Annotated in this window: 22 protein-coding genes; 13 read left to right on the top strand and 9 right to left on the bottom strand. The window is 62.7% G+C overall.

Going from position 1 to position 20,643, the window contains the following annotated elements:
* Positions 1-42 precede the first annotated feature (42 nt).
* From K3758_RS13555 to arsC, 3 genes are read left to right on the top strand one after another with little or no spacing between them, the layout of a single operon-like run.
* Positions 43-393 (top strand): DUF952 domain-containing protein, encoded by a 351-nt coding sequence (locus K3758_RS13555; RefSeq protein ID WP_259945855.1) that lies wholly within the window; start codon positions 43-45, stop codon positions 391-393.
* Positions 393-1,433: a quinone-dependent dihydroorotate dehydrogenase gene (locus K3758_RS13560; protein ID WP_259950104.1), complete on the top strand. Its 1,041-nt coding sequence runs from the start codon at positions 393-395 to the stop codon at positions 1,431-1,433. Before K3758_RS13555 ends, K3758_RS13560 begins: the two co-directional genes overlap by 1 nt.
* Positions 1,430-1,771, top strand: coding sequence for an arsenate reductase (glutaredoxin) (gene arsC / locus K3758_RS13565; RefSeq protein WP_259945857.1), 342 nt, complete (start codon positions 1,430-1,432; stop codon positions 1,769-1,771). The genes K3758_RS13560 and arsC overlap by 4 nt, the downstream gene beginning before the upstream one ends.
* On the opposite strand, the gene K3758_RS13570 is transcribed toward arsC, so the two are convergent.
* From K3758_RS13570 to K3758_RS13580, 3 genes are read right to left on the bottom strand one after another with little or no spacing between them, the layout of a single operon-like run.
* Positions 1,768-3,105, bottom strand: coding sequence for an MATE family efflux transporter (locus K3758_RS13570; protein WP_259950105.1), 1,338 nt, complete (start codon positions 3,103-3,105; stop codon positions 1,768-1,770). The two genes, arsC and K3758_RS13570, sit on opposite strands and share 4 nt — an antisense overlap.
* Before the next feature lie 37 nt (positions 3,106-3,142).
* Entirely contained in the window at positions 3,143-3,655 is a 513-nt protein-coding gene (locus tag K3758_RS13575) for a PaaI family thioesterase (protein ID WP_067938682.1), read from the bottom strand.
* Positions 3,652-4,074, bottom strand: a complete 423-nt coding sequence (locus tag K3758_RS13580; protein ID WP_067938691.1) for a PaaI family thioesterase — start codon at positions 4,072-4,074, stop codon at positions 3,652-3,654. The genes K3758_RS13575 and K3758_RS13580 overlap by 4 nt, the downstream gene beginning before the upstream one ends.
* Before the next feature lie 118 nt (positions 4,075-4,192).
* Between K3758_RS13580 and K3758_RS13585 the strand changes: the two genes are divergently transcribed.
* The gene (locus tag K3758_RS13585) at positions 4,193-4,573 is read left to right on the top strand and encodes a MerR family DNA-binding transcriptional regulator (RefSeq protein ID WP_259945861.1); all 381 of its coding nucleotides are present in this window, start codon (positions 4,193-4,195) and stop codon (positions 4,571-4,573) included.
* 9 nt (positions 4,574-4,582) lie between these two features.
* On the opposite strand, the gene K3758_RS13590 is transcribed toward K3758_RS13585, so the two are convergent.
* Together K3758_RS13590 and K3758_RS13595 are read right to left on the bottom strand one after the other, a co-directional pair.
* Entirely contained in the window at positions 4,583-4,807 is a 225-nt protein-coding gene (locus tag K3758_RS13590) for a hypothetical protein (protein WP_259945862.1), read from the bottom strand.
* Between the two features lie 100 nt (positions 4,808-4,907).
* Positions 4,908-5,669 carry a LuxR family transcriptional regulator gene (locus tag K3758_RS13595; protein ID WP_259945864.1) on the bottom strand — a complete coding sequence of 254 codons (762 nt, stop codon included), beginning with the start codon at positions 5,667-5,669 and terminating at the stop codon, positions 4,908-4,910.
* Between the two features lie 184 nt (positions 5,670-5,853).
* Here K3758_RS13595 and K3758_RS13600 point away from each other — a divergent pair, with 184 nt between their 5' ends.
* The 7 genes from K3758_RS13600 (at position 5,854) to K3758_RS13630 (ending at position 13,775) form a co-directional block, all read left to right on the top strand.
* On the top strand, positions 5,854-6,255 hold the full coding sequence (locus K3758_RS13600; protein WP_067630105.1) for a MerR family DNA-binding transcriptional regulator: 402 nt from the start codon (positions 5,854-5,856) through the stop codon (positions 6,253-6,255).
* A gap of 69 nt (positions 6,256-6,324) precedes the next feature.
* Positions 6,325-8,106, top strand: coding sequence for an acyl-CoA dehydrogenase C-terminal domain-containing protein (locus tag K3758_RS13605; protein ID WP_259945868.1), 1,782 nt, complete (start codon positions 6,325-6,327; stop codon positions 8,104-8,106).
* Positions 8,107-8,156: 50 nt separating this feature from the next.
* Entirely contained in the window at positions 8,157-8,369 is a 213-nt protein-coding gene (locus K3758_RS13610) for a hypothetical protein (protein WP_067630099.1), read from the top strand.
* 17 nt (positions 8,370-8,386) lie between these two features.
* Positions 8,387-9,538, top strand: a complete 1,152-nt coding sequence (locus tag K3758_RS13615; RefSeq protein WP_259945875.1) for an acyl-CoA dehydrogenase family protein — start codon at positions 8,387-8,389, stop codon at positions 9,536-9,538.
* Between the two features lie 139 nt (positions 9,539-9,677).
* Entirely contained in the window at positions 9,678-10,316 is a 639-nt protein-coding gene (locus K3758_RS13620; protein ID WP_259945877.1) for a glutathione S-transferase family protein, read from the top strand.
* Between the two features lie 18 nt (positions 10,317-10,334).
* A complete protein-coding gene (locus K3758_RS13625; protein ID WP_259945879.1) occupies positions 10,335-11,549 on the top strand; it encodes an acetyl-CoA C-acetyltransferase in 1,215 nt (404 codons plus the stop codon).
* A 21-nt stretch (positions 11,550-11,570) separates the two neighbouring features.
* Positions 11,571-13,775 carry a 3-hydroxyacyl-CoA dehydrogenase NAD-binding domain-containing protein gene (locus K3758_RS13630; protein ID WP_259945882.1) on the top strand — a complete coding sequence of 735 codons (2,205 nt, stop codon included), beginning with the start codon at positions 11,571-11,573 and terminating at the stop codon, positions 13,773-13,775.
* Positions 13,776-13,976: 201 nt separating this feature from the next.
* On the opposite strand, the gene K3758_RS13635 is transcribed toward K3758_RS13630, so the two are convergent.
* A complete protein-coding gene (locus K3758_RS13635; RefSeq protein WP_259945885.1) occupies positions 13,977-14,618 on the bottom strand; it encodes a sulfotransferase family protein in 642 nt (213 codons plus the stop codon).
* Positions 14,615-15,547 (bottom strand): DMT family transporter, encoded by a 933-nt coding sequence (locus tag K3758_RS13640; RefSeq protein WP_259945887.1) that lies wholly within the window; start codon positions 15,545-15,547, stop codon positions 14,615-14,617. Before K3758_RS13640 ends, K3758_RS13635 begins: the two co-directional genes overlap by 4 nt.
* Positions 15,548-15,641: 94 nt before the next feature.
* Between K3758_RS13640 and K3758_RS13645 the strand changes: the two genes are divergently transcribed.
* Positions 15,642-17,267, top strand: a complete 1,626-nt coding sequence (locus tag K3758_RS13645; protein WP_259945890.1) for an AMP-binding protein — start codon at positions 15,642-15,644, stop codon at positions 17,265-17,267.
* A gap of 84 nt (positions 17,268-17,351) precedes the next feature.
* A complete protein-coding gene (locus tag K3758_RS13650) occupies positions 17,352-18,365 on the top strand; it encodes a hypothetical protein (RefSeq protein WP_259945892.1) in 1,014 nt (337 codons plus the stop codon).
* A 76-nt stretch (positions 18,366-18,441) separates the two neighbouring features.
* On the opposite strand, the gene K3758_RS13655 is transcribed toward K3758_RS13650, so the two are convergent.
* Positions 18,442-19,908, bottom strand: coding sequence for an SPOR domain-containing protein (locus tag K3758_RS13655; RefSeq protein ID WP_259945894.1), 1,467 nt, complete (start codon positions 19,906-19,908; stop codon positions 18,442-18,444).
* Positions 19,909-19,995: 87 nt separating this feature from the next.
* Positions 19,996-20,637, bottom strand: a complete 642-nt coding sequence (upp, locus tag K3758_RS13660) for a uracil phosphoribosyltransferase (protein ID WP_067626049.1) — start codon at positions 20,635-20,637, stop codon at positions 19,996-19,998.
* Positions 20,638-20,643 lie beyond the last annotated feature (6 nt).

Raw genomic sequence — 20,643 nt, forward strand, 5'->3', positions numbered from 1 at the left:
TGTGGGTCTTGACCCCGCCCCGCCCGGCGGGCATCAGAAGTTATGCTGATTTTCAAGATATTCCGCGCAGACGAATGGGCTGCGCTGCGCAAGAACGGGGTCTCAGACGGGGCGCCGATTGATGTCACCGATGGCTACGTGCATTTCTCCACCGCCGAACAGGCCGAGGAAACCGCCGCCAAGCATTTCAAAGGCGAAGAGGGTCTGTTCCTGCTCGCTCTTGAGGCCGATGGCTTGGGCGATGCGCTGAAATGGGAGCCCTCGCGGGGCGGCGCGCTTTTCCCGCATCTCTATCGCCCGCTCAAGATCGAAGACGTGGTCTGGGCACAGCCCCTGCCCTTGGTGGATGGCGCTCATGAATTCCCCGCCGGTCTGGGCGCAGCAAGCGCATGATGCCGGTGATCGAAAAAATGGGCCTTAATGCGCTGCACCGGATTGACCCCGAAGCGGCGCATGGGCTGGCGATCCGGGCTTTGCGGGCGGGCCTGGCCCCGACCCCCGGGCCGCAGACCTCTGCACGCTTACACACAACGGTTGCTGGGCTGGATCTGCCGAACCCCGTCGGGCTGGCCGCGGGTTTTGACAAGAACGCGACCGCGGTCGCCCCACTTTCCCGCGCCGGTTTCGGCTTTATCGAAGTGGGTGCCGCCACGCCCCTGCCCCAGCCCGGCAACCCGCGTCCGCGTCTGTTTCGCCTGACCGAAGACCGCGCCGCGATCAACCGCTTCGGCTTTAACAACGAGGGGATGGAGGCGATCTGCGCCCGGCTTTCGCGCCGCGGCGCCGGTGTGCCGGTGGGGCTGAACCTTGGTGCGAACAAGACCAGCCCAGACCGCGCTGCCGACTTTGCCCGGGTGATGACCGCCGCGCGCAATCACGTCGATTTCGCGACGGTCAACGTTTCCTCCCCCAACACCGAGAAGCTGCGCGATCTTCAGGGCAAGGCGGCGCTTTCGGCCCTGCTCGAAGGGGTGATGGACGTGCGCGGCGCCACGCCGGTTTTCCTGAAAATCGCCCCCGATCTCAGCGAAGCCGAGATTGAGGACGTGGCCGAGGTTGCTCAAAATTCAGGCGTTGCTGCCATCATTGCGACCAATACCACGCTCGACCGGACGGGTCTTGCCAGCGCCCATGCGGCTGAGGCGGGCGGCCTCTCCGGTGCGCCACTGTTTGAACGGTCGACTCGCGTCTTGGCGCGGCTGGCGGGGCTAACGGATATTCCGTTGATCGGCGTCGGCGGGGTGTCGGATGCGCAGACCGCCTATGCCAAGATCTGCGCCGGTGCCTCGGCGTTGCAACTCTACACGGCACTGGTCTTTGGCGGTCTTGGATTGGTGCGTGAGATCACCACGGGGCTCGATGCGCTTTTGGCGCGCGATGGTTTCGCCACCGTGGCCGAGGCCGTGGGCAGCAAACGCGAGGATTGGCTATGATCACCCTGTGGCACAATCCGCGCTGTTCGAAATCGCGGCAGGCGCTGGCCTTGATCGAAGAGGCGGGCGTGGACGTGAGCCTCCGGCGTTACCTCGAAGACGCCCCGACGCGGGATGAGATCATCGCCGCCCGCGACGCTCTTGGCTTCCGCGCGATTGAGATGATGCGGACTGGCGAGAAGGTGTTCAAAGAGATGGGTCTGACCAAGGACAGCCCCGAAGAGACTTTGATCGACGCCATGGCCGCCCATCCAATCCTGATCGAACGCCCCATCGCCTTTGGCCAAAGCGGCGCCGTGATCGGGCGACCACCGGAAGCGGTGCAAAGGCTGCTCTAGCCCGCCGCGCGTTCCAGCGCCGGATAGCGCAGCGCCAAGGTGATGCCCCGCACCACGAAGGACACCAAGAGCGATATCCACAGCCCGTGGTTGCCCAAGCCCGGCACCAAAATCAGCGCCGTCACGGCATAGACCAGAAATGACACTAGCATCATGTTGCGCATGTCACGCGACCGCGTGGCACCGATGAAGATGCCGTCAAACATATAGGCCGCGCAGCCCAGAACCGGGGCCGCGACCATATAGGGCAGATAGACCCGCGCGAGGTCTTGCACCTGTGGCGCCTTGGCCATCAGATCAATGATTCCCCCGCCCGAAACGGCAAAGACCAACGCCAGCGCCAAGCTGACCAGCAGCGCCCAAGCGGAGGTCAGCACCGCTCCGCGCCGCAGGACATCACGCTGTCCCGCGCCGTAGGCCCGGCCAATGATCGCCTCGGCGGCAAAGGCGAAACCGTCCAGCCCGTAGGAGGTGATCATCAGGAATTGCAGCAGCACCTGATTGGCCGCGAGTGTCACATCACCCAAGCCCGACCCCATGAAGAGGAAAGACACGAAGATCGCTTGCAACAGCAGTGAGCGGATCAGGATGTCGGTATTCACCCGCATCATGCGCGTCCAGCGCGGACCGTCAAAGACCTGCGCCCAGTCGCGCCAGGCTACCCCGGCAAAGGCCGCCCGGCAGAACCACAGCCCCAAGGCCGCCCCGCTCCACTCCGCGAGGAAGGTGGCGATGGCCACGCCCTCCACACCCCAGCCGAGGCCCAGCACGAACCACAGATCCAGCAGGATGTTCAGCCCGTTCATCCAGACCTGCAACACCAGCACGGCACGGCTGCGCTCCTGCGCGATGAGCCAGCCGGTGATCGCATAGATCGAGATGGCAGCAGGCGCGGACCAGATGCGGATCGCCATATATTGCCGCGCCAGCCCCTCGACCTCCGGTGATCCGGGGGCGAGTTGAAACGACGCCCAGAAGAGCGGCAGTTGCAGCGCCATCAGCGCCAATCCGGCGCCCGCGCCGATCAGCAGACCGCGTGTCAGCAGCGCCGCGACCTCGCCCTCTTCGCCATTGCCCGCTGCCTGCGCGGTCAGGCCCACGGTGCCCATCCGCAGAAAGCCGAAAATCCAGTAAAGCGCCGACAGGATGATCGCCCCCAGCCCCACCGCGCCGATGGGTGCCGCGGCCCCCATCTGCCCGACCACGCCGGTATCGACCGCGCCAAGGATCGGCACGGTGGCGTTGGAAATGACAATGGGAACGGCGATTTTGAGCACGCGGCGATGGGTCACCACATCGCGCGCCACCAGCGTGCCACGCTTAACCGCGCGCACCTCTGCCTCGCTGAGCGGCTCGGCTTCTGCTTTGGGGTCAGCCACGCCGCTGCGGCATCAGGAAATGGCCCGTGGCCTGAGCAAAAATGCGGCTGCGGTTGTCCTGCCACGCCTCAACATGGACAGAGGCATAGCGCCGCCCCGACCGGTTGATCCGCGCCCGTGCATAGGCATCGCGCGGCAGACCGGAGCGCAGGTAATCCACGGTAAAATCGATCGTTTTGGGCAGCCGGGGCAAATGATCGGCATCCAAATTGTCCAGATCAAGCGCGCCGCTTTCCATGTCCTCCCAGATCAGCCCCCAGCTTAGGGTGATGATCGCGGTCACCTCCAAGAAGGCCGCCGTTGCACCGCCATGCAACGCAGGCAGGATCGGGTTGCCGATCAACTGTTCGGAAAAGGGCATGATGCCTGTCAGCTCATCCCCACGGCGCTCAAACTCGATGCCCAGAAAGCGGATATAGGGCACGCCTTCGACCATGGCGCGCAGCACCCCGTCGCGGCGTTGCTTGATCACCTGAACCGGCTCTGGCTTGCGATGTTTGGTCATTTGTGGCCCTCCACGGTGAAGGTTCCTGTGGCGGTGGCCACGAAATTCTCGGCGTCCTCATCCGTCGCCGTGGCGCGCACAAAGGCGACCGAGCGGGTGACGTGATAGCAGGTCGCGCGGGTGGTGATCGTTTGACCCGGCGTGGCGGCGCGCAGGTATTCGATCCGCAGATCCATGGTGGCGGTAGCCGAGGGATTGCTGGGGTGGCTCATCACCGCCGCGCCACAGCAAGTGTCCATCAAGGCCGAGACCGCCCCGCCGCTGATCACTCCGGTTTTGGGGTCGCCCACCAGTTTGTCATCATAGGGCATGGTGATCACGGCAGAGCCATCGCCCAACTCCTGCAACTCCATCCCGAGTGCCATGGAATGGGGCAGCGCCTGAATGAACTGTCGCGCCATTTTCAACTTATCCGACATGCAGCCCACCCCTTTGCGTCTGGTTTCGACCTTTATCATGGGGGGATGGCGAAAGGGCAAGACCACCTGTTGCGCATCCCCGCGCGTGACCATAGTTTGCCTGAAGGGAGTAGATGCTTTGGACGATGAACGCCTGACATTCAAAGAGATGTGCGCGGCATTTGACGTGACGCCACGGACGTTGCGCTATTACGAGTATATCGAATTGCTGCAACCGCACCGCGAGGGGCGCTCGCGTTTCTATGGCCCGCGTGAACGGGCGCGGATGAAGCTGATCCTGCGCGGCCGCAAGTTCGGATTTGCGCTGGAAGACATCCGGCAGTGGCTGTTGATCTATGAAAAAGAGGGGACCGAGGCGCAGATGCGCACGTGGGTCACCATGGCAGATGGTCAGCTAGAAGAACTGGCCGAGCAGCGCCGCCAGTTGGACGAAGCCATGGCGGAGCTGCAAAAGCTGCGCGACGACACCGCCGCGGCAATCGCTTCGAACAAGGGCTGACCCGCAGCCTCAGCGGCCGCCGGGCTGTGACAGCTGCGCGATCAGCATCTGCAAATCCGCAGTGAGGCGGATGAGGTCGGAAACCGCATCTGGGCTCGCATTGCCCGCCAGATCGAATGCGCTGTTCTCGATGGTTTCGGAAGCGGCTTTCAAATCCGCGATCACACGTAGGCGCGTCTGCGCATCGGAACCGTTGTCAGCCCCGTTACTTGTCTGTTCTTGTTTTTGTGACATGCTTCGAACCTCTTTGGGTGAAGGACCCGGACCTATAGCCGGTCCGACGCGGGGTCATGTCACGCAGTCACGCGACAATGACGCGGGGCCAGCATACCGCTTAGGGCGGCCCTTCTTTCGGGCGGCGCAGCAGCCCCGCGCCCAAGCCCCGGATGGCGGCGGTGGTACGGTCGTTCACGTCGAGTTTAGAGAATATCCGCCGCACGATCGTATCGACCGTATGAGGCGAAATCCCCAGTATCTCGGCAATCACGCTGTTGCTCTTGCCGGTGGCAATCCACTCCAACACCTCAACTTCGCGCGGAGAAAGGCCGAAATCCCGCGCTGATTGGCTTTCAGCCAAGGCGCAATAGCGCAGATGCGCGATTTGGGCCGCGCTGAGAAGTTTGTACAACGCCCCAGGCGACAGACGCGGCTGTTTGGCGGCAAACCCCAGCCCCACAACGGCGGAATCCCCGCCCGGGCCATGCACTTTGAGGGAGATGCCGTCATTCGGGTAGCGCCGCATCAACCCTTTCATATAGACGCTTTCCGCAGGGGTCAGCCGCGCCGCGCCCGCCACATCCGACCAATAGAGCGGCATCACCTGTTGTCGGGCCAGCGCTTCGACAGGGCTTTCGCGCAGCTTCTCGACATCCAGAAATTGCGAATGCCACTGCGGCCCCTCCGCGCCATTGCCGTTGAACTTATAGAGGATCGCAGGCGCGCCGGGGCTGTCCCCGTGATAGCTGACCAGATCAATCCCAAGCCCTTGATAATAGCCTAGACCGCAGGCCAAAATACCCGCAGCGGAGGTGGCGTTCTGCGCGCAGTGAACCAGTTCGTCCAGCGTTTTCGGCCCGTTTTGATCGAGGTTTGCCATCTCCTACTCACTTTGATGCCCAAGCCCATCAGGGGCGAGGGGCGCCCCACTTGGCCCAACCTATAGGAAATCCCCCCGCGTATAAAGTGACGCAACGTATCGCTTACGTCAACGTCAACTCCCGTTGTATCAGCAAGGTCAGCCCCCAACTGAAGTCTCGAAACGACGATTGGAGAGTGAAGAGATGACCGCCGACACGCTGACCATTCGCCAGATGTGCGACGCTTTTGAAGTCACCCCGCGGACCCTGCGGTTCTATGAGGCGAAAGAGCTCCTCTTTCCGTTGCGCGAGGGACAAAAACGCCTGTTTACCAAAAGTGACCGTGCCCGGCTTAAGCTGATCCTGCGCGGCAAACGCTTTGGTTTCAGCCTCGAAGAGATCCGTCAGTTGCTCGACCTCTATCATATGGGTGACCAGCAGCAGACGCAGATCGCCGCAGCCTATGAAATCGCCCGCGCCCGTCTGGCCGACCTCGAATCGCGCCGCGAAGAGCTGAATGAAGCAATCGAAGACCTTAAAGACCAGTTAAAATGGGGGGAAAAGATGATCTCCTCCATGAACCAACCCCGCCGCGCCGCTGAATAAACGCAGCCGAATAACCACGGCGGCAAGGCCCGCACCCACATCCATAAAAAGACGACCCGGAGAGCAAAGATGCCCAGTTACACAGCCCCCACCAAAGACCTGCAATTCGTTCTGCACGACGTGCTGAAAGTGACCGAAAGCAAGACCCCCGGTTATGAGGAGCTGGAGCCTGATTTCACCTCCGCCATTCTTGAAGAAGCAGGCAAGCTGACCTCCGAAGTCCTCGCCCCGCTGAACGCCGTGGGTGACCAAGAAGGCTGCCGCTTGGAGAACGGCGTGGTCTATACGCCCAAAGGCTTCAAGGAAGCCTTTGAAAAGGTGAAAGAAGGCGGCTGGACCGGTCTTGATATGCCCGAAGAATACGGCGGGCAAAACATGCCCTATGTCCTCGGCACCGCCGTGGGCGAAATGTTCTCCGCCGCGAACCAAGCCTTCACCATGTATCAGGGCCTGACCCACGGCGCGGCCTCGGCGATCCTCGCCCATGGTACCGACGCGCAGAAAGATACCTATCTGCCCAAGATGGTCTCCTGCGAATGGACCGGCACCATGAACCTGACCGAGCCGCATTGCGGCACCGATCTGGGCCTAATGCGCACCAAAGCCGCGCCGCAGGACGATGGCAGCTACAAGATCTCCGGCCAGAAAATCTTCATCTCGTCGGGTGAACACGACATGGCCGACAACATCATCCATCTGGTGCTGGCCAAGATCGAAGGCGGCCCCGAAGGCATCAAAGGCGTGTCGCTCTTCATCGTGCCCAAGTTCATGGTGAACGAAGACGGCTCCTTGGGTGAGCGCAACGGCGTCTCCGTCGGCTCCATCGAAGAGAAGATGGGCATCCACGGCAACTCCACCTGCGTGATGAACTACGACGGTGCCACCGGCTATCTGCTGGGGACCGAGCACAAGGGCATGCGCGCCATGTTCACCATGATGAACGAAGCCCGCGTCGGCGTCGGCATGCAGGGTCTGGCACAGGCCGAAGTCGCCTACCAGAACGCCGTGATCTACGCCAACGACCGCCTGCAGGGCCGCGCCGTGACCGGTGCCGTGGCCCCTGAGAAGCCCGCCGATCCGCTGATCGTCCACCCCGACATCCGCCGCTCGCTGATGGACCAGAAAAGCTTCGTCGAAGCCGCCCGCGCCTTCATCCTTTGGGGTGCCACAATGATCGACGCCGCCCACCGCGCCGAGGACAAAGACGCCGATGGCCTTGTGTCGCTCCTGACCCCCGTCATCAAAGGCTTCCTGACCGACCAAGGTTACGACATGACCGTGAAGGCCCAGCAAGTTTATGGCGGCCACGGCTATATCGAAGAATGGGGCATGTCCCAATTCACCCGCGACGCGCGCATCGCCCAAATCTACGAAGGTGCCAACGGCGTTCAGGCGCTCGACCTCGTGGGCCGCAAACTGGCCCAAGACGGCGGCAAACATGTGATGGCGTTCTTCGATCTGATCAAAGGCTTCATAAAGGATAACGCCGGTCAGGATGCCGAGTTTGACGCAGCCTTCCTCGACCCGCTGAAAGCAGCCAGCAAGGACCTGCAATCGGCGGGCATGTACTTCATGCAAAACGGCATGAAGAACCCCAACCACGCGCTCGCAGGGTCCAATGACTTCATGCATATGTTCGGCCATGTCTGCCTTGGGCTGATGTGGGCCAAAATGGGTCTGGCGGCCAAAGAGGCGTTGAAGAACGGCAGCGGCGACGCCACGTTCTACGAGACGAAACTGGCCACAGGGCGCTACTATATGGCACGGCAGCTGCCCGCCACGGCGTTGCACCTGACCCGCATCCAATCGGGCGCGGATACTGTCATGGCGCTGGAGGCCGCAAACTTCTAAAACGGGTGATGGGGGCCTGTCCCCCACCCTGCCCAACACCCGGAGAGACCATGCCCAAACGCTTCCGCCTGACCCGCCGCTTCCCCGTCGCCATGACCGAAGAGGGCTACCGCAGGCTGAAGAAGTTCAGCACGGATGCAGGTCTCGATGAAGGGGAAGCACTGTCGTTCCTGTTCGAGAATTTCAACTCGGTCATGAACGAAGAAAACCTGACCGCGCGGCTGCGCCTGTTCAACGCCGAACTGGAAAGCCGCAAACGCTGAACCCTGGGGAGGGGCGGATGACGCAAGGCAAGACATCCAGCTGGATGACCGACGAACACCAGATGATCGCCGATATGACGGCGCAGTTCATCAACGCCGAATGGGCGCCCAAGTTCGAGAAATGGCGCAAGCAAGGCCAGATGGACCGCGAAACCTGGGCGCAGGCGGGCGAGTTGGGCCTACTCTGCCCCTCGGTGCCCGAAGAATACGGCGGCGCAGGCGGTGATTTCGGCCACGAAGCCGCGATCCTAATCGAAGGCTCCCGCGCCAACCTCGCCTCATGGGGCCACGGCATCCATTCCGGCATCGTCGCGCATTACATCCTCGCCTATGGCACCGCAGATCAAAAGAAACGCTGGCTGCCCAAGATGGTATCGGGCGAGTTGGTCGGCGCGCTGGCGATGACCGAACCCTCCACCGGATCGGACGTACAGCGGATCAAAACCAAAGCGATCCGCGACGGCAACGCCTATAAGCTGTCGGGCCAAAAGACCTTCATCACCAACGGCCAGCACGCCAATCTGATCATCGTCGCGGCCAAGACCGACCCCAAGGAAGGCTCCAAGGGCGTCTCGCTCGTCGTGGTCGAAACCGACGGCGCGCAGGGTTTCCAGCGCGGCCGCAACCTCGACAAGATCGGCCTCCACGCCGCCGACACCTCGGAATTGTTCTTCGACAATGTCGAAATCCCGCCAGAAAACATTCTTGGCCAGGACGAAGGCCAAGGCTTCTACCAAATGATGCAACAACTCCCGCAAGAGCGCCTGATCATCGGTTGCGGTGCGGTCGGCGCAATGGAAGGCGCCGTGGCGCGCACGATCCAATACTGCAAAGAACGTGAAGCCTTCGGCGGCCCGCTGACCCAGTTCCAGAACACCCGCTTCCAACTGGCCGAAGTGAAAACCAAAACCATGGTGGCCCGTGCCTTCCTCGACGAATGCATTGGCGAACATCTGCGCGGGGAACTCAGCGTCGATAAGGCCGCGATGCAAAAATACTGGCTGACCGACACACAAGGCGAAGTGCTTGATGCCTGCTTGCAACTGCACGGTGGCTACGGCTTCATGCAGGAATATGCTGTCGGCGAAATGTGGGCCGACGCGCGGGTGCAACGCATCTACGGCGGCACCAACGAGATCATGAAGGAACTGATCGCGCGCAATCTCTGACCGCGCGCCCAGCCCCGGCCGCCGCGCATAGGTATTTAAGAAAGGATGAAGATAAGGGCGCAAGCCCCCCCTCTTCATCCTTTTACCAAATACCGTCCGACCGTGCCGCGAACGATGACAGATTGAGGAGGAATGATACGTGACCATCCAGCTTTACTGCTTTGGTGAATCCGGCAACGCCTATAAGGCCGCGCTTGCCTTGGAGCTCTCAGGATTGGACTGGGAGCCGGTGAAGGTCGACTTTTTCGGCGGCCAGACGCGGCAGCCCGACTACCGCGCGCAGATCAACAACATGGGCGAGGCCCCGGTGATGATCGACGGCGATCTGCGGCTTACGCAATCGGGCGTAATTCAGGATTACGTCGCGGAAAAGACGGGCAAATTTGGCGGCCGCGACGCGACGGAACGGCGTGAAATCATGCGGTGGGTGCTATGGGATAACCACAAGCTGAGTGGTGTTGCTGGGATGACCCGTTTCCTGATGAATTTCCTGCCCGAAGACAATCGCCCCGCCGAAGTCATCGCCTTTAGCCAAGGGCGGCTCAAGGCAGCCTACGGCGTGCTGAACGACCATCTCGACGGCCGCGACTGGATCGTGGGCGACGAATTGACCAACGCAGACCTCAGCTGCTGCGGGTATCTTTATTACCCCGAGCCCTTTGGCTTTGACCGCAGCGACTGGCCCCATCTCGACGCGTGGCTCACGCGTTTGAGCGAAACACCGGGCTGGAAAGCCCCATACGACCTGATGCCCGGCAGCCCAGCTGACCGCGCCTGACCCTCGAAGGACATGAACATGACCCAAGACGTTTACATCTACGACGCGATCCGCACCCCCCGCGGCAAGGGCCGCAAGGACGGCGCGCTGCATGAGGTCACCTCGCTGCGGCTGTCGGCGCAGACATTGAACGCGCTGAAAGAGCGCAACAATTTGGAAGGTCATGCCGTTGAGGACGTGATCTGGGGCAACGTCACGCAAGTGATGGAACAGGGCGGCTGTCTGGCACGCTCGGCCGTTCTGGCCTCGGACCTTGATGAGCGCATCCCCGGTTTGGCGATCAACCGTTTCTGTGCCTCCGGCATGGAAGCCGTGAACCTGGCCGCCAACCAAGTCAAAGGCGGCGCGGGCAATGGTTATATCGCTGGCGGTGTCGAGATGATGGGCCGTGTCGCGATGGGCGCTGACGGTGCCGCGATTGCCGTGGACCCGACGCTGGCGATGGAGAAATACTTCGTGCCGCAGGGTATTTCGGCCGATATCATTGCCACCGAGTTCGGTTTCACCCGTGACGAGGCCGACCAGCTGGCCATGCAGTCCCAACAGCGCGCGGCGCGGGCTTGGAAAGAGGGCCGCTTTGACAAATCCGTGATCACTGTGCGCGACCAGAACGGCCTCGCGATCCTTGATCGTGACGAATATATGCGCCCGCAGACCGACATGCAGTCGCTTGGCGGCCTGAACCCGGCGTTCCAGCAGATGGGTGAGGTCATGCCCGGCTTCGACAAGGTCGCGCTGATGAAATACCCGCATCTGGAGCGGATCAACCACATCCACCACGCGGGCAACTCGTCGGGCATCGTCGACGGTGCCGCCGCCGTTCTGGTCGGCAACAAAGAGTTTGGCGAGCAGCACGGGCTGAAGCCCCGCGCCCGCATCCGCGCCACCGCCAAGATCGGCACCGATCCCACCATCATGCTGACCGGCCCGGTGCCGGTGACCGAGAAGATCCTCAAAGACAACGGCATGACGATCGGCGACATCGATCTTTTCGAGGTCAACGAAGCCTTTGCCGCGGTGGTTCTGCGCTTCATGCAGGCCTTTGACGTGGACGACAGCAAAGTGAACGTGAACGGCGGCGGCATCGCCATGGGGCACCCCCTGGGCGCCACCGGCGCCATGATCATCGGCATTCTGCTTGATGAGATGGAGCGCGCCGACAAGGAAGTGGGGCTGGCCACGCTCTGCATCGCCTCCGGCATGGGTGCCGCCACCATCATCGAGCGCGTGTAAGCCGCGTAAGGGAGCAAGAGAATGACCGATTTTACATTGAATAAAGACGCCGACGGCATCGCCACGATCACATGGGACGTGCCGGGCAAAAGCATGAACGTGATGTCCTTTGACGGGCTGCGCGATCTGGAAAAACATATCGACGACGCGCTGGCCGATGACGCCGTGAAGGGCATCGTGATCACCTCTGGCAAGGAAGGGTCTTTCGCCGGGGGGATGGACCTGAACCTGCTGGCCAAGATGAAGGAAGATGCGGGCGACGATCCGGCCAAGGGGCTTTTTGAGGGCACGATGCAGATGCACGCCCTGCTGCGCAAGATCGAGCGCGCGGGCATGGACCCGAAGACCAACAAGGGCGGCAAGCCTGTCGCCTGTGTGATCCCCGGCACCGCCGCGGGCATCGGGCTGGAACTGCCGTTGGCCACGCATCGCACCTTTGCCGCTGATAACCCGAAGGCGCGGATCGGCCTACCGGAAATCCTTGTGGGCATCTTCCCCGGGGCCGGTGGCACCACGCGGATGGTGCGCAAGCTCGGTGCGATGGCGGCCTCGCCCTTCTTGCTTGAAGGCAAGATGGTCGCCCCGGCTGCTGCCCAGAAGGCCGGCATTATTGATGAGGTCAGCGCAGATCCAATGGCCGCGGCGCGCGATTGGGTGCTGAACGCCAAGGACGCCGATCTGGTGAAGCCATGGGATGCCAAGGGTTATAAAATGCCCGGCGGCGCGCCTTATCATCCGGCGGGTTTCATGACCTTTGTTGGCGCCAGTGCGATGGTGAACGGCAAGACGCAGGGTGTCTATCCGGCGGCCAAGGCGCTTTTGTCGGCGGTCTACGAAGGCGCGCTGGTGCCTTTCGACACGGCTCTGAAAATCGAGGCGCGCTGGTTCACCAATGTGCTGATGAACCCCTCCTCAGGCAATATGATCCGCTCGCTTTTCCTCAACAAAGAAGCACTGGAGAAGGGTGCCGTGCGTCCTGAAGGTGTGCCGGACCAGCGCGTGAAGAAGCTGGGCGTGTTGGGCGCCGGCATGATGGGCGCGGGCATCACGCTGGTGTCGGTTCAGGCCGGGATCGAGGTTGTGCTGATCGACCAGACGCAAGAGGCGGCCGACAAGGGCAAGGCCTATTCCGCGAGCTATTTCGACAAGGGCATTGCCCGTAAGAAATCCACCGAAGAGAAGAAGGCCAAGGCGCTTGACCTGATCACCGCGACCACCGATCTCGACGCGCTGAAGGGCTGCGACCTGATCATCGAAGCGGTTTTCGAGGACCCCAAGGTCAAGGCCGAGATGACCCAGAAGGTCGAAGCGGTGATCCCCGAGGATTGCATCTTTGCCTCCAACACTTCGACCCTGCCGATCACCGATCTGGCGAAGGCGTCGAGCCGTCAAGAGCAGTTCATCGGCATTCACTTCTTCTCACCGGTTGAGAAGATGCTGCTGGTGGAGATCATCAAGGGCCAGAAGACCGGCGACCGGGCCGTGGCCAAGGCGCTCGACTATGTGCGCCAGATCCGCAAGACGCCGATCGTGGTCAACGACGCGCGCTTTTTCTACGCCAACCGTTGCATCATTCCCTACATCAACGAAGGTGTGCGGATGGTGCAGGAGGGTGTTGAGCCTGCGCTGATCGAGAATGCGGCCAAGCTCGTCGGCATGCCGCTGGGGCCGTTGCAGTTGATGGATGAGACGTCTATCGATCTCGGTGCCAAGATTGCCCGCGCAACCAAGGCGGCGATGGGGGATGAGTACCCGAACGACGATCTCGATCCGCTGGTATTCTGGATGGAAGAAGAGGGCCGTCTGGGCCGCAAAGCGAACGCGGGCTTCTACAGCTATGACGCCAAGGGCAAGCGCGAAGGGCTGTGGAAGGGCATGGGGGACAAGTACCCCGTGGCCGAGGAACAGCCCGATCTGATCGAAGTGCAGCACCGTCTGCTCTTCTCGCAGGTCTTGGAGGCCGTGCGCGCGCTGGAGGAAGGCGTGTTGATGGACATCCGTGAGGGTGACGTCGGTGCGATCCTTGGCTGGGGCTTTGCGCCTTGGTCCGGTGGGCCGCTGAGCTGGCTTGATATGATCGGCGCGCCCTATGCGGCGGAACGTTGTGATCAGTTGACCGAGAAGTTCGGTGAGCGGTTTGCTTGCCCCGAGTTGCTGCGCGAGATGGCCCAGAAGAACCAGTCGTTCTACGGGCGGTTCAACCCGGATGCCAGCAAGGCAGCATAAGAAATCGGGGCGCTTCGGCGCCCCTTTTTCGTAGAGGTATGAGGGCCATCGCCTGCCCGCGGGTCGGCGTTCCAAGGTGGCCTCGTGCCACTTTATGGCGCAGCAGTGATGTGTGCCCGCAAAGTACCGCCCAGCCTCGCCAAATCGCCTACCCGGGGGGCGGGCAGGCGATGGCCCGGCGCCTGCGACTTGATTCCGGGCCTAGGGACCGTCGTCAGCGTAGCCAAACCGCGCGATATCCTCGGCGCAAACCTCCGCCACAATATCGCGCAACTCAGGCGTATAGGCCGCAGCCCCTTCAGAGGCATTCACCCGCGGCAACTCCAACTCAAAACCCAGATGCTCGAACAACGGCTGAGCATCATCGGGGAAATGCTCCAACCGGATATAGCGATCGCAGCGCTCCCGCCCCGCCGCATCCGTCATGTACCGCCGCACGGGCCAGGCGCGCAGGCTGGCCTGCGTCTGCGGATGCCGTAAGAACCCCGCGAAATCCGACTGTTTCGCCAGCCCCACCGCCGGATGATCGAACCCCTGCCCGCGCAGCCAGCGGTAGTAGCTCGCCACCCGGTCCCAAGGGTTGCGCACCAGCGTGAAACAAAACAACCCTTCCAACTCCTCTGGCCGCAGCAGCCCGTCGACATCCGCCAGCGTTGAATGCTTCCAGAGCCGCCCCGCCGCCTGCACGCCCTGCAACCGCCGCCGCCGTTTCAGCGCTTTTGGCGTGTCACCCAGCATCAGGTCGTCCTTCATCGCCCGCCCTTCCAAAGCCAGCGCCAGCGAGGTGCCCCCCGTTTTGGGGATATGCACAAAGACATAGCGTCGGCCCCGGCTGATGATCACTCCACCGCCTCCGGCGCGCGCAAGGTAGATGGCTCATCACTGCGCAGCGCGATGACCGCCCCCGCCAGTGCGATCAGTGCCATGCCTGCAAAGCCCATGGGCGGCACCTGCTGGTCCCATAGGACATAGGCCCAGAAGCTCGCAAAGATCAGCAGGGAGTATTCAAAAATGGCGACATGTCCGGCCTCGCCCAATTGGTAGCCGCGCACCAGAAACCCGATGCCGATGAGCGAGCCTACCGCTTGCACCACGATCCAGAACCACATCGCGCCATCCAGCGGCCCCCATGTGCGGCTGACGAAACCTTCGGGCCCTGCCACCTCCGCACCCGGCAAAACCATGACACCGATGCCGCCCATGACAGCCAACATGCCGAAAAAGCCTGCGGTCATGACCATCGTGCTCTCCCCTTCGCACCATGCCCGCGTCGCCACGGCGCCAATCGCATAGAGCGCCCCGGCCAAGAGCGGCAGAAAGGCCACGGGGTCCAGATCGCTGGGGTCGGGGCGGATCACCATCAATGCCCCGGCAAAGCCCACCGCCACGGCCCCCCACCGCCATGGGCCGACCCGCTTGCCTTGGAACAGGGCCGAGATCATCAGCACGAAGAGCGGCGAGGTGAAAAGCCCGGCCACCACCACGCCGATGGGCAAAAAGGCCAGACAGCCGAAATAGATCAACATGGCCCCGGCCTGAAACAGGCTACGCCCCACCACGGCCCAGAACCGCCTTGGCCGCAAGATGCCGAAACCAAGGGCTGCCAGCACCATCAGAATGGCCACCGCCATAACACCGCGCACAAAATGAAACTGCCAGAGCGAGCCGCGCTCGGTTATGAAGGGAACGAAGTTATCCGTAAGCCCCAAAGCCGCCATACCGCTCACTGCGCAAAGCGCCGCCAAGCCTGATTTCACCGCTGCGTCTTGCATCTGCCCTCCTTTTCGCTCCTGCCCTCTTTTCAAAGTCACGTCCCGGCAGCAATACTCAACCCCAAATCGCAACCAATGCCTTGGGAGGGGTCACATGGGGTGGATGACGGATGAGCGCGGGCTGGAAAAATGCGCAGCGAATTTCGTGGCGCTAACGCCAACGTCGCATCTGCGCCGGGCGGCAGAGGTCTTCGCCGGGCAAACCGCGGTGATCTACGGTGACCACCACGTCACCTATGCCCAGTACCATGACCGCTGCACCCGCCTTGCCGCCCTGTTGGCCGAGATCGGCGTGGCTCCGGGCGACGTGGTCGCGACCCTGATCCCCAACCTGCCCGCGCAGGCCGAGGCGCATTTTGGCGTGCCGGCCTGCGGGGCCGTGCTTAACACCATCAACATCCGCCTCGACCCTGAAACGGTGGCCTATATCCTCGACCACGGTGGGGCCAAGGTGCTGCTCGTCGATACGGAATTCCTGCCGCTGGCCGAAGACGCCTGCGCGCGGATGGACGGCACATGCCCTGCGATCATCGAAGTGCCCGACCCCGCCGTCGGCCTCCCTCCCAGCGGGCGGCATCCGCAATACGAAGACCTGCTGGCCGAGGCCAATCCGAACTTTAGCTGGATCATGCCCGACGACGAATGGGAGAGCCTCGCGCTGAACTATACCTCCGGCACCACCGGGCGGCCCAAGGGCGTGGTCTATCACCACCGCGGAGCCTATCTGATGACCATGGGCACGGTCGTTTCTTGGCAGATGGTGCTGCGCCCGGTCTTCATGCAGATCGTGCCGTTGTTTCACTGCAACGGCTGGAACCACACTTGGATGATGCCGCTCTTGGGCGGCACGCTGGTCTGCTGCCGCGACATCACGGCGGGCGCGATCTATGACGCCATCACGGATCACGGGGTCACCCATTTCGGCGGCGCGCCCATCGTGCTGAACATGCTGGTCAACGCCAGCGCGGAAGACCGCCGTGCCTTCGATCACCGCGTCGAGGTTTTCACCGCAGGCGCGCCCCCTGCCCCCGCGACCCTGTCGAAGATCGAGAAACTGGGTTTCAACGTCACGCAGGTCTATGGCCTGACCGAGACCTTTGGCCATGTCACCGAATGTCTGTGGCAAGGCGATTGGGACGGGCTGCCCGAGGCTGAGCGCGCCGGAATCAAAGCCCGCCAAGGCATCGCCATGCCGATGATGGAAGATATCACGGTGATGGACGCCGAGATGGCCCAGACCCCGCGCGACGGCACCGCACAGGGCGAAATCATGATCCGCGGCAATGCGGTGATGAAAGGCTACCTCAAGAACCCCGAGGCCACCGCCGAAGCCTTTGCGGGCGGTTACTTCCATTCCGGAGATATCGCGGTGCAGCATCCCGACGGCTATATCCAGATTGCCGACCGCGCCAAGGACATCATCATCTCCGGCGGAGAGAATATCTCAAGCGTTGAGGTCGAAGGCGTGCTGATGGGCCACGGCGCGGTCAATCTGGCTGCCGTGGTGGCCCAACCGCATGAAAAATGGGGCGAGGTGCCCTGCGCCTTTGTCGAGTTGAAGCCGGGGTCGGAGGCCAGCCAAGAGGCGCTGATCGCCTTTGCCCGCGAACGTCTTGCCGGGTTCAAGACGCCCAAGCGGGTGATTTTCGGAGAGTTGCCCAAGACCTCCACCGGGAAGATCCAGAAATTTGAACTGCGCAAGCAGGCGGCGGCCCTCTAAGGCGGGGCATTATGTCACCTGCCATTGCTGATCCCGCAGCGCGTGGTAGAGTGGCAAAAACTGACAGGCCCGCAGCAGAACCCCATGACCGCCTTGACAAAATACGCCCGGCTCGAAGCGACGGGCCTTTGGCGCGCCACGCCCGATGCGCAGCGGCGCGAGGTGATCGTCTCTATCGGTGACGCGACACTGGTGATCAGCGATCTCAAGGATCAGGCGCTGACCCATTGGTCGCTGGCTGCCGTCGACAGGACCAATCCCGGCCAGACCCCCGCGCTCTATCATCCGGACGGCGATCCGGGAGAGACGCTGGAACTGCCCGACAATGAAACCGAGATGATCGAGGCTATCGAAAAGCTGCGCCGCGCCATTAACCGCAGCCGCCCGAAGCCGGGCCGCTTGCGGTGGGTGGGCATGGTCGCCTCTGTCGCCGTGGTGGCGGCGCTGGCGGTCTTTTGGATGCCCGGCGCGCTGCGCGAACACGCGATCAAAGTGGTGCCAGAGGTCAAGCGCGTCTCATTGGGCACGGCGCTGCTGAAGCGGCTTGAACGGGTGTCCGGCCCCGCCTGCGAAAGCCCCGGCGGCAGTGCCGCGCTGACGCGCCTTACCAAACGGTTGGAGGTGGGGCGCGTGGCGATCCTGCCCGATATGACCCGCGCCAGCCTGCATCTGCCGGGGCGTCTTATCGTGCTCGACCGCGCGGTGCTGGAGGATTACGAAGAACCCGATGTCGCCGCGGGCTATGTGCTCACCGAAGATGTGGCACGCAGCGAACATGACCCGCTGCGCGCGCTGCTGGAGGCCGTGGGCCTGCGCGAAAATTTCCGCCTGCTGACCACCGGCGATATCTCTTCCGAGGCGCTGGACGCCTATGCCGAGCAACTGTTGATGCGCCCCGCCGCGACACCGAAAGTCGAGGCCCAGTTGGCACGATTTGCCAAGGCCGAACTGCGCAGCAAACCCTATGCTTTTGCCCGCGACATCACTGGCGAAAGCACCCTGCCCCTGATCGAAGGCGACCCGATGAACGGCAAGCTGACCGCGCCGCTGATGTCGGATGCCGATTGGCTGCGACTGCAAAGCATCTGCGGCGGCTGACTGAACGACCCGCCAAAGAGAAAGGCCAGCCGGGGGGACACCACGGCTGGCCTTTTTTCTTGCTATCGCGACGCGCTTAGCGGCGCAGATAGGCGTCCCGGTATCCCGCCCGGCGCAGCTGACCAAGCGCCGCTTGGGCCGAGCCACCCGCGATGGGGCCCGCCTGAACGCTGTGATAGGTCTTGCCGCCGCGGGTCTGTTTGCCGATGCGGGCAGGCATGCCCATGGATGCGATCTGACGCGCCGCGCGCTGCGCATTGGCAGGGCTGCCAAAGACACCAACCTGCACATAGCCTGCCTTGGTGCTGACCTGCGCTGCCGGGGCCGACCGGCTGGAATAAACCGGTGCAGCCTTAACCGGCGCAGCCTTCACCGGCGCTCTCTTAACCGGGCGGGCATCGCGGTGGATCGGCGCGGCATTGCGGTAGCGCAGAACACGTTTCACCACTTGGCCGTCCCGTTCAACAATCTTGACCACCCCCAGCTTGCGGCGCTGAGTTTCGATATCAAGATAGGGGTAGATCAGCGGCACTTTGGCGGTCACATCTTCGCCGGTGGCCTTGTTCACCAAACGGCGCGGCACGGTCTGGGTCCAGACCAGCAGCATATCGGCGCGGCCTTCCAAGGTCTGCTCGGCGCGGTGCGGGTTCAGACGGTCGTCCTCCCAGACCTTACGATAGCCGTGGGGAACTTTGACGTTTGTCGTGTTCAGACGGTTGATCGCCACATGTTTCGGCACGATCCGTGTCTGGGTGCCCACGGCCCGGGCAGGCGGCGCGCTGACCACCGGCGCGGCAACCACGGCGGGGGCGACGACACGTGCGGGCGCTGCAGCCACACCGGGCATCATCCCTGCGCTACGGTAAGGCTGAGGGGCCGTGCCGCGCTGTGGGGTGGTGGGCGCAAGACGGCCTGTCACGATAGGTTCGGCCTGCGGGCCACAACGCACGCTATAGCCATCCCCGCGCCGCATATAGCGCTGCGACAGAGGCGAAGCGCCGGGGCAAGCGGTGACGAACCCAGCCGGTGCCGGAGCAGCCAGAGCGACGGGTTTGCTCGGCACCACGGGCACGGGGCGCGGTGCGGTTTCGCGCACGACTTTGGGGGCGGATGCGCGAACCGGGGCCGGAGCCACACGGCGCACCACCTTTTGCGGTGCGGGCCGGGCCACGGGGGCTTTTGGTTTCACCTTGGGCGCTTGCACTTCGGCGACGCGGGTCGGCGGCGTTTTGGCGGGGGCGGCTTCGACCTTGGTCTTCGCTGCTGTTGTCGCCTGTGCAGCCGCCACTTGCACGCCGTTCGTGGGCTGGAAACCACAGATCTGCTGGCGCGCGCGGCTCATGCGGGGGACCCATGACACATCGCCGTCGATGCCCGCACGGATGAACACACATCCCGCGCTGTCGACATATTGCTTGCCCTTGTAGGAAGACGGCGGAAACTCCGCTGGCTGGCTGCGGCTGTCTTGCGCTTGGGTCTGCGATCCGCCGACGCCCAAAGCGGCCACGATCACTGCCATGGCAATACTTTTGGTAAGTGTCATCTAATGCCCCCACACTATCTAGTAGAACGATGCCTCAGCGCGCGGCCTGAGTAAAGCGCCACGCGCTGAATAGCGAAACTTACCGGATCACTTTGTGCCGAACATCCGGTCGCCCGCGTCACCCAGACCCGGAATGATATAGCCCTTCTCGTTCAGCGCCTCATCCAGCGAGGCCGTGACGATCCGCACGTCAGGATGCGCGGCTTTCATTGTGGCCACACCTTCGGGCGATGCGAGCAGGCAAAGGAAGATGATGTTGGTGGCCCCGGCCTCTTTCAGCAGGTTGATCGCCGCGACCGAGGAGTTGCCGGTGGCCAGCATCGGATCCACGGCGATGACCAGTCGGTCTTCCATCGCCTCGGGCACCTTGAAGTAATACTGCACCGGCTGCAGCGTCTCTTCGTCACGGTAAAGACCGACAAAACCGACCCGCGCCGAGGGGATCAGCTCCAGCACCCCGTCCATCAACCCGTTGCCCGCCCGCAGGATCGAGATCAGCGCAAGCTTCTTGCCGTCGAGCGTCGGCGCGTCCATCTCCTGCATCGGGGTCTCGACCCGTTTGGTCGTCATTGGCAGGCCCCGCGTCACCTCATAGGCCAAAAGCTGGCTGATCTCGCGCAGCAACTGCCGGAAGGCGGCGGTCGAGGTGGTTTTGTCGCGCATGATGGTCAGCTTGTGCTGCACCAGCGGATGGTCAACGATCGTCAGATGATTGGGGGTATCGGTCATGCGGCA

Source organism: Sulfitobacter sp. W002, from assembly GCF_025142135.1.
In the GTDB taxonomy this organism is placed as follows: Bacteria; Pseudomonadota; Alphaproteobacteria; order Rhodobacterales; family Rhodobacteraceae; genus Sulfitobacter; species Sulfitobacter profundi.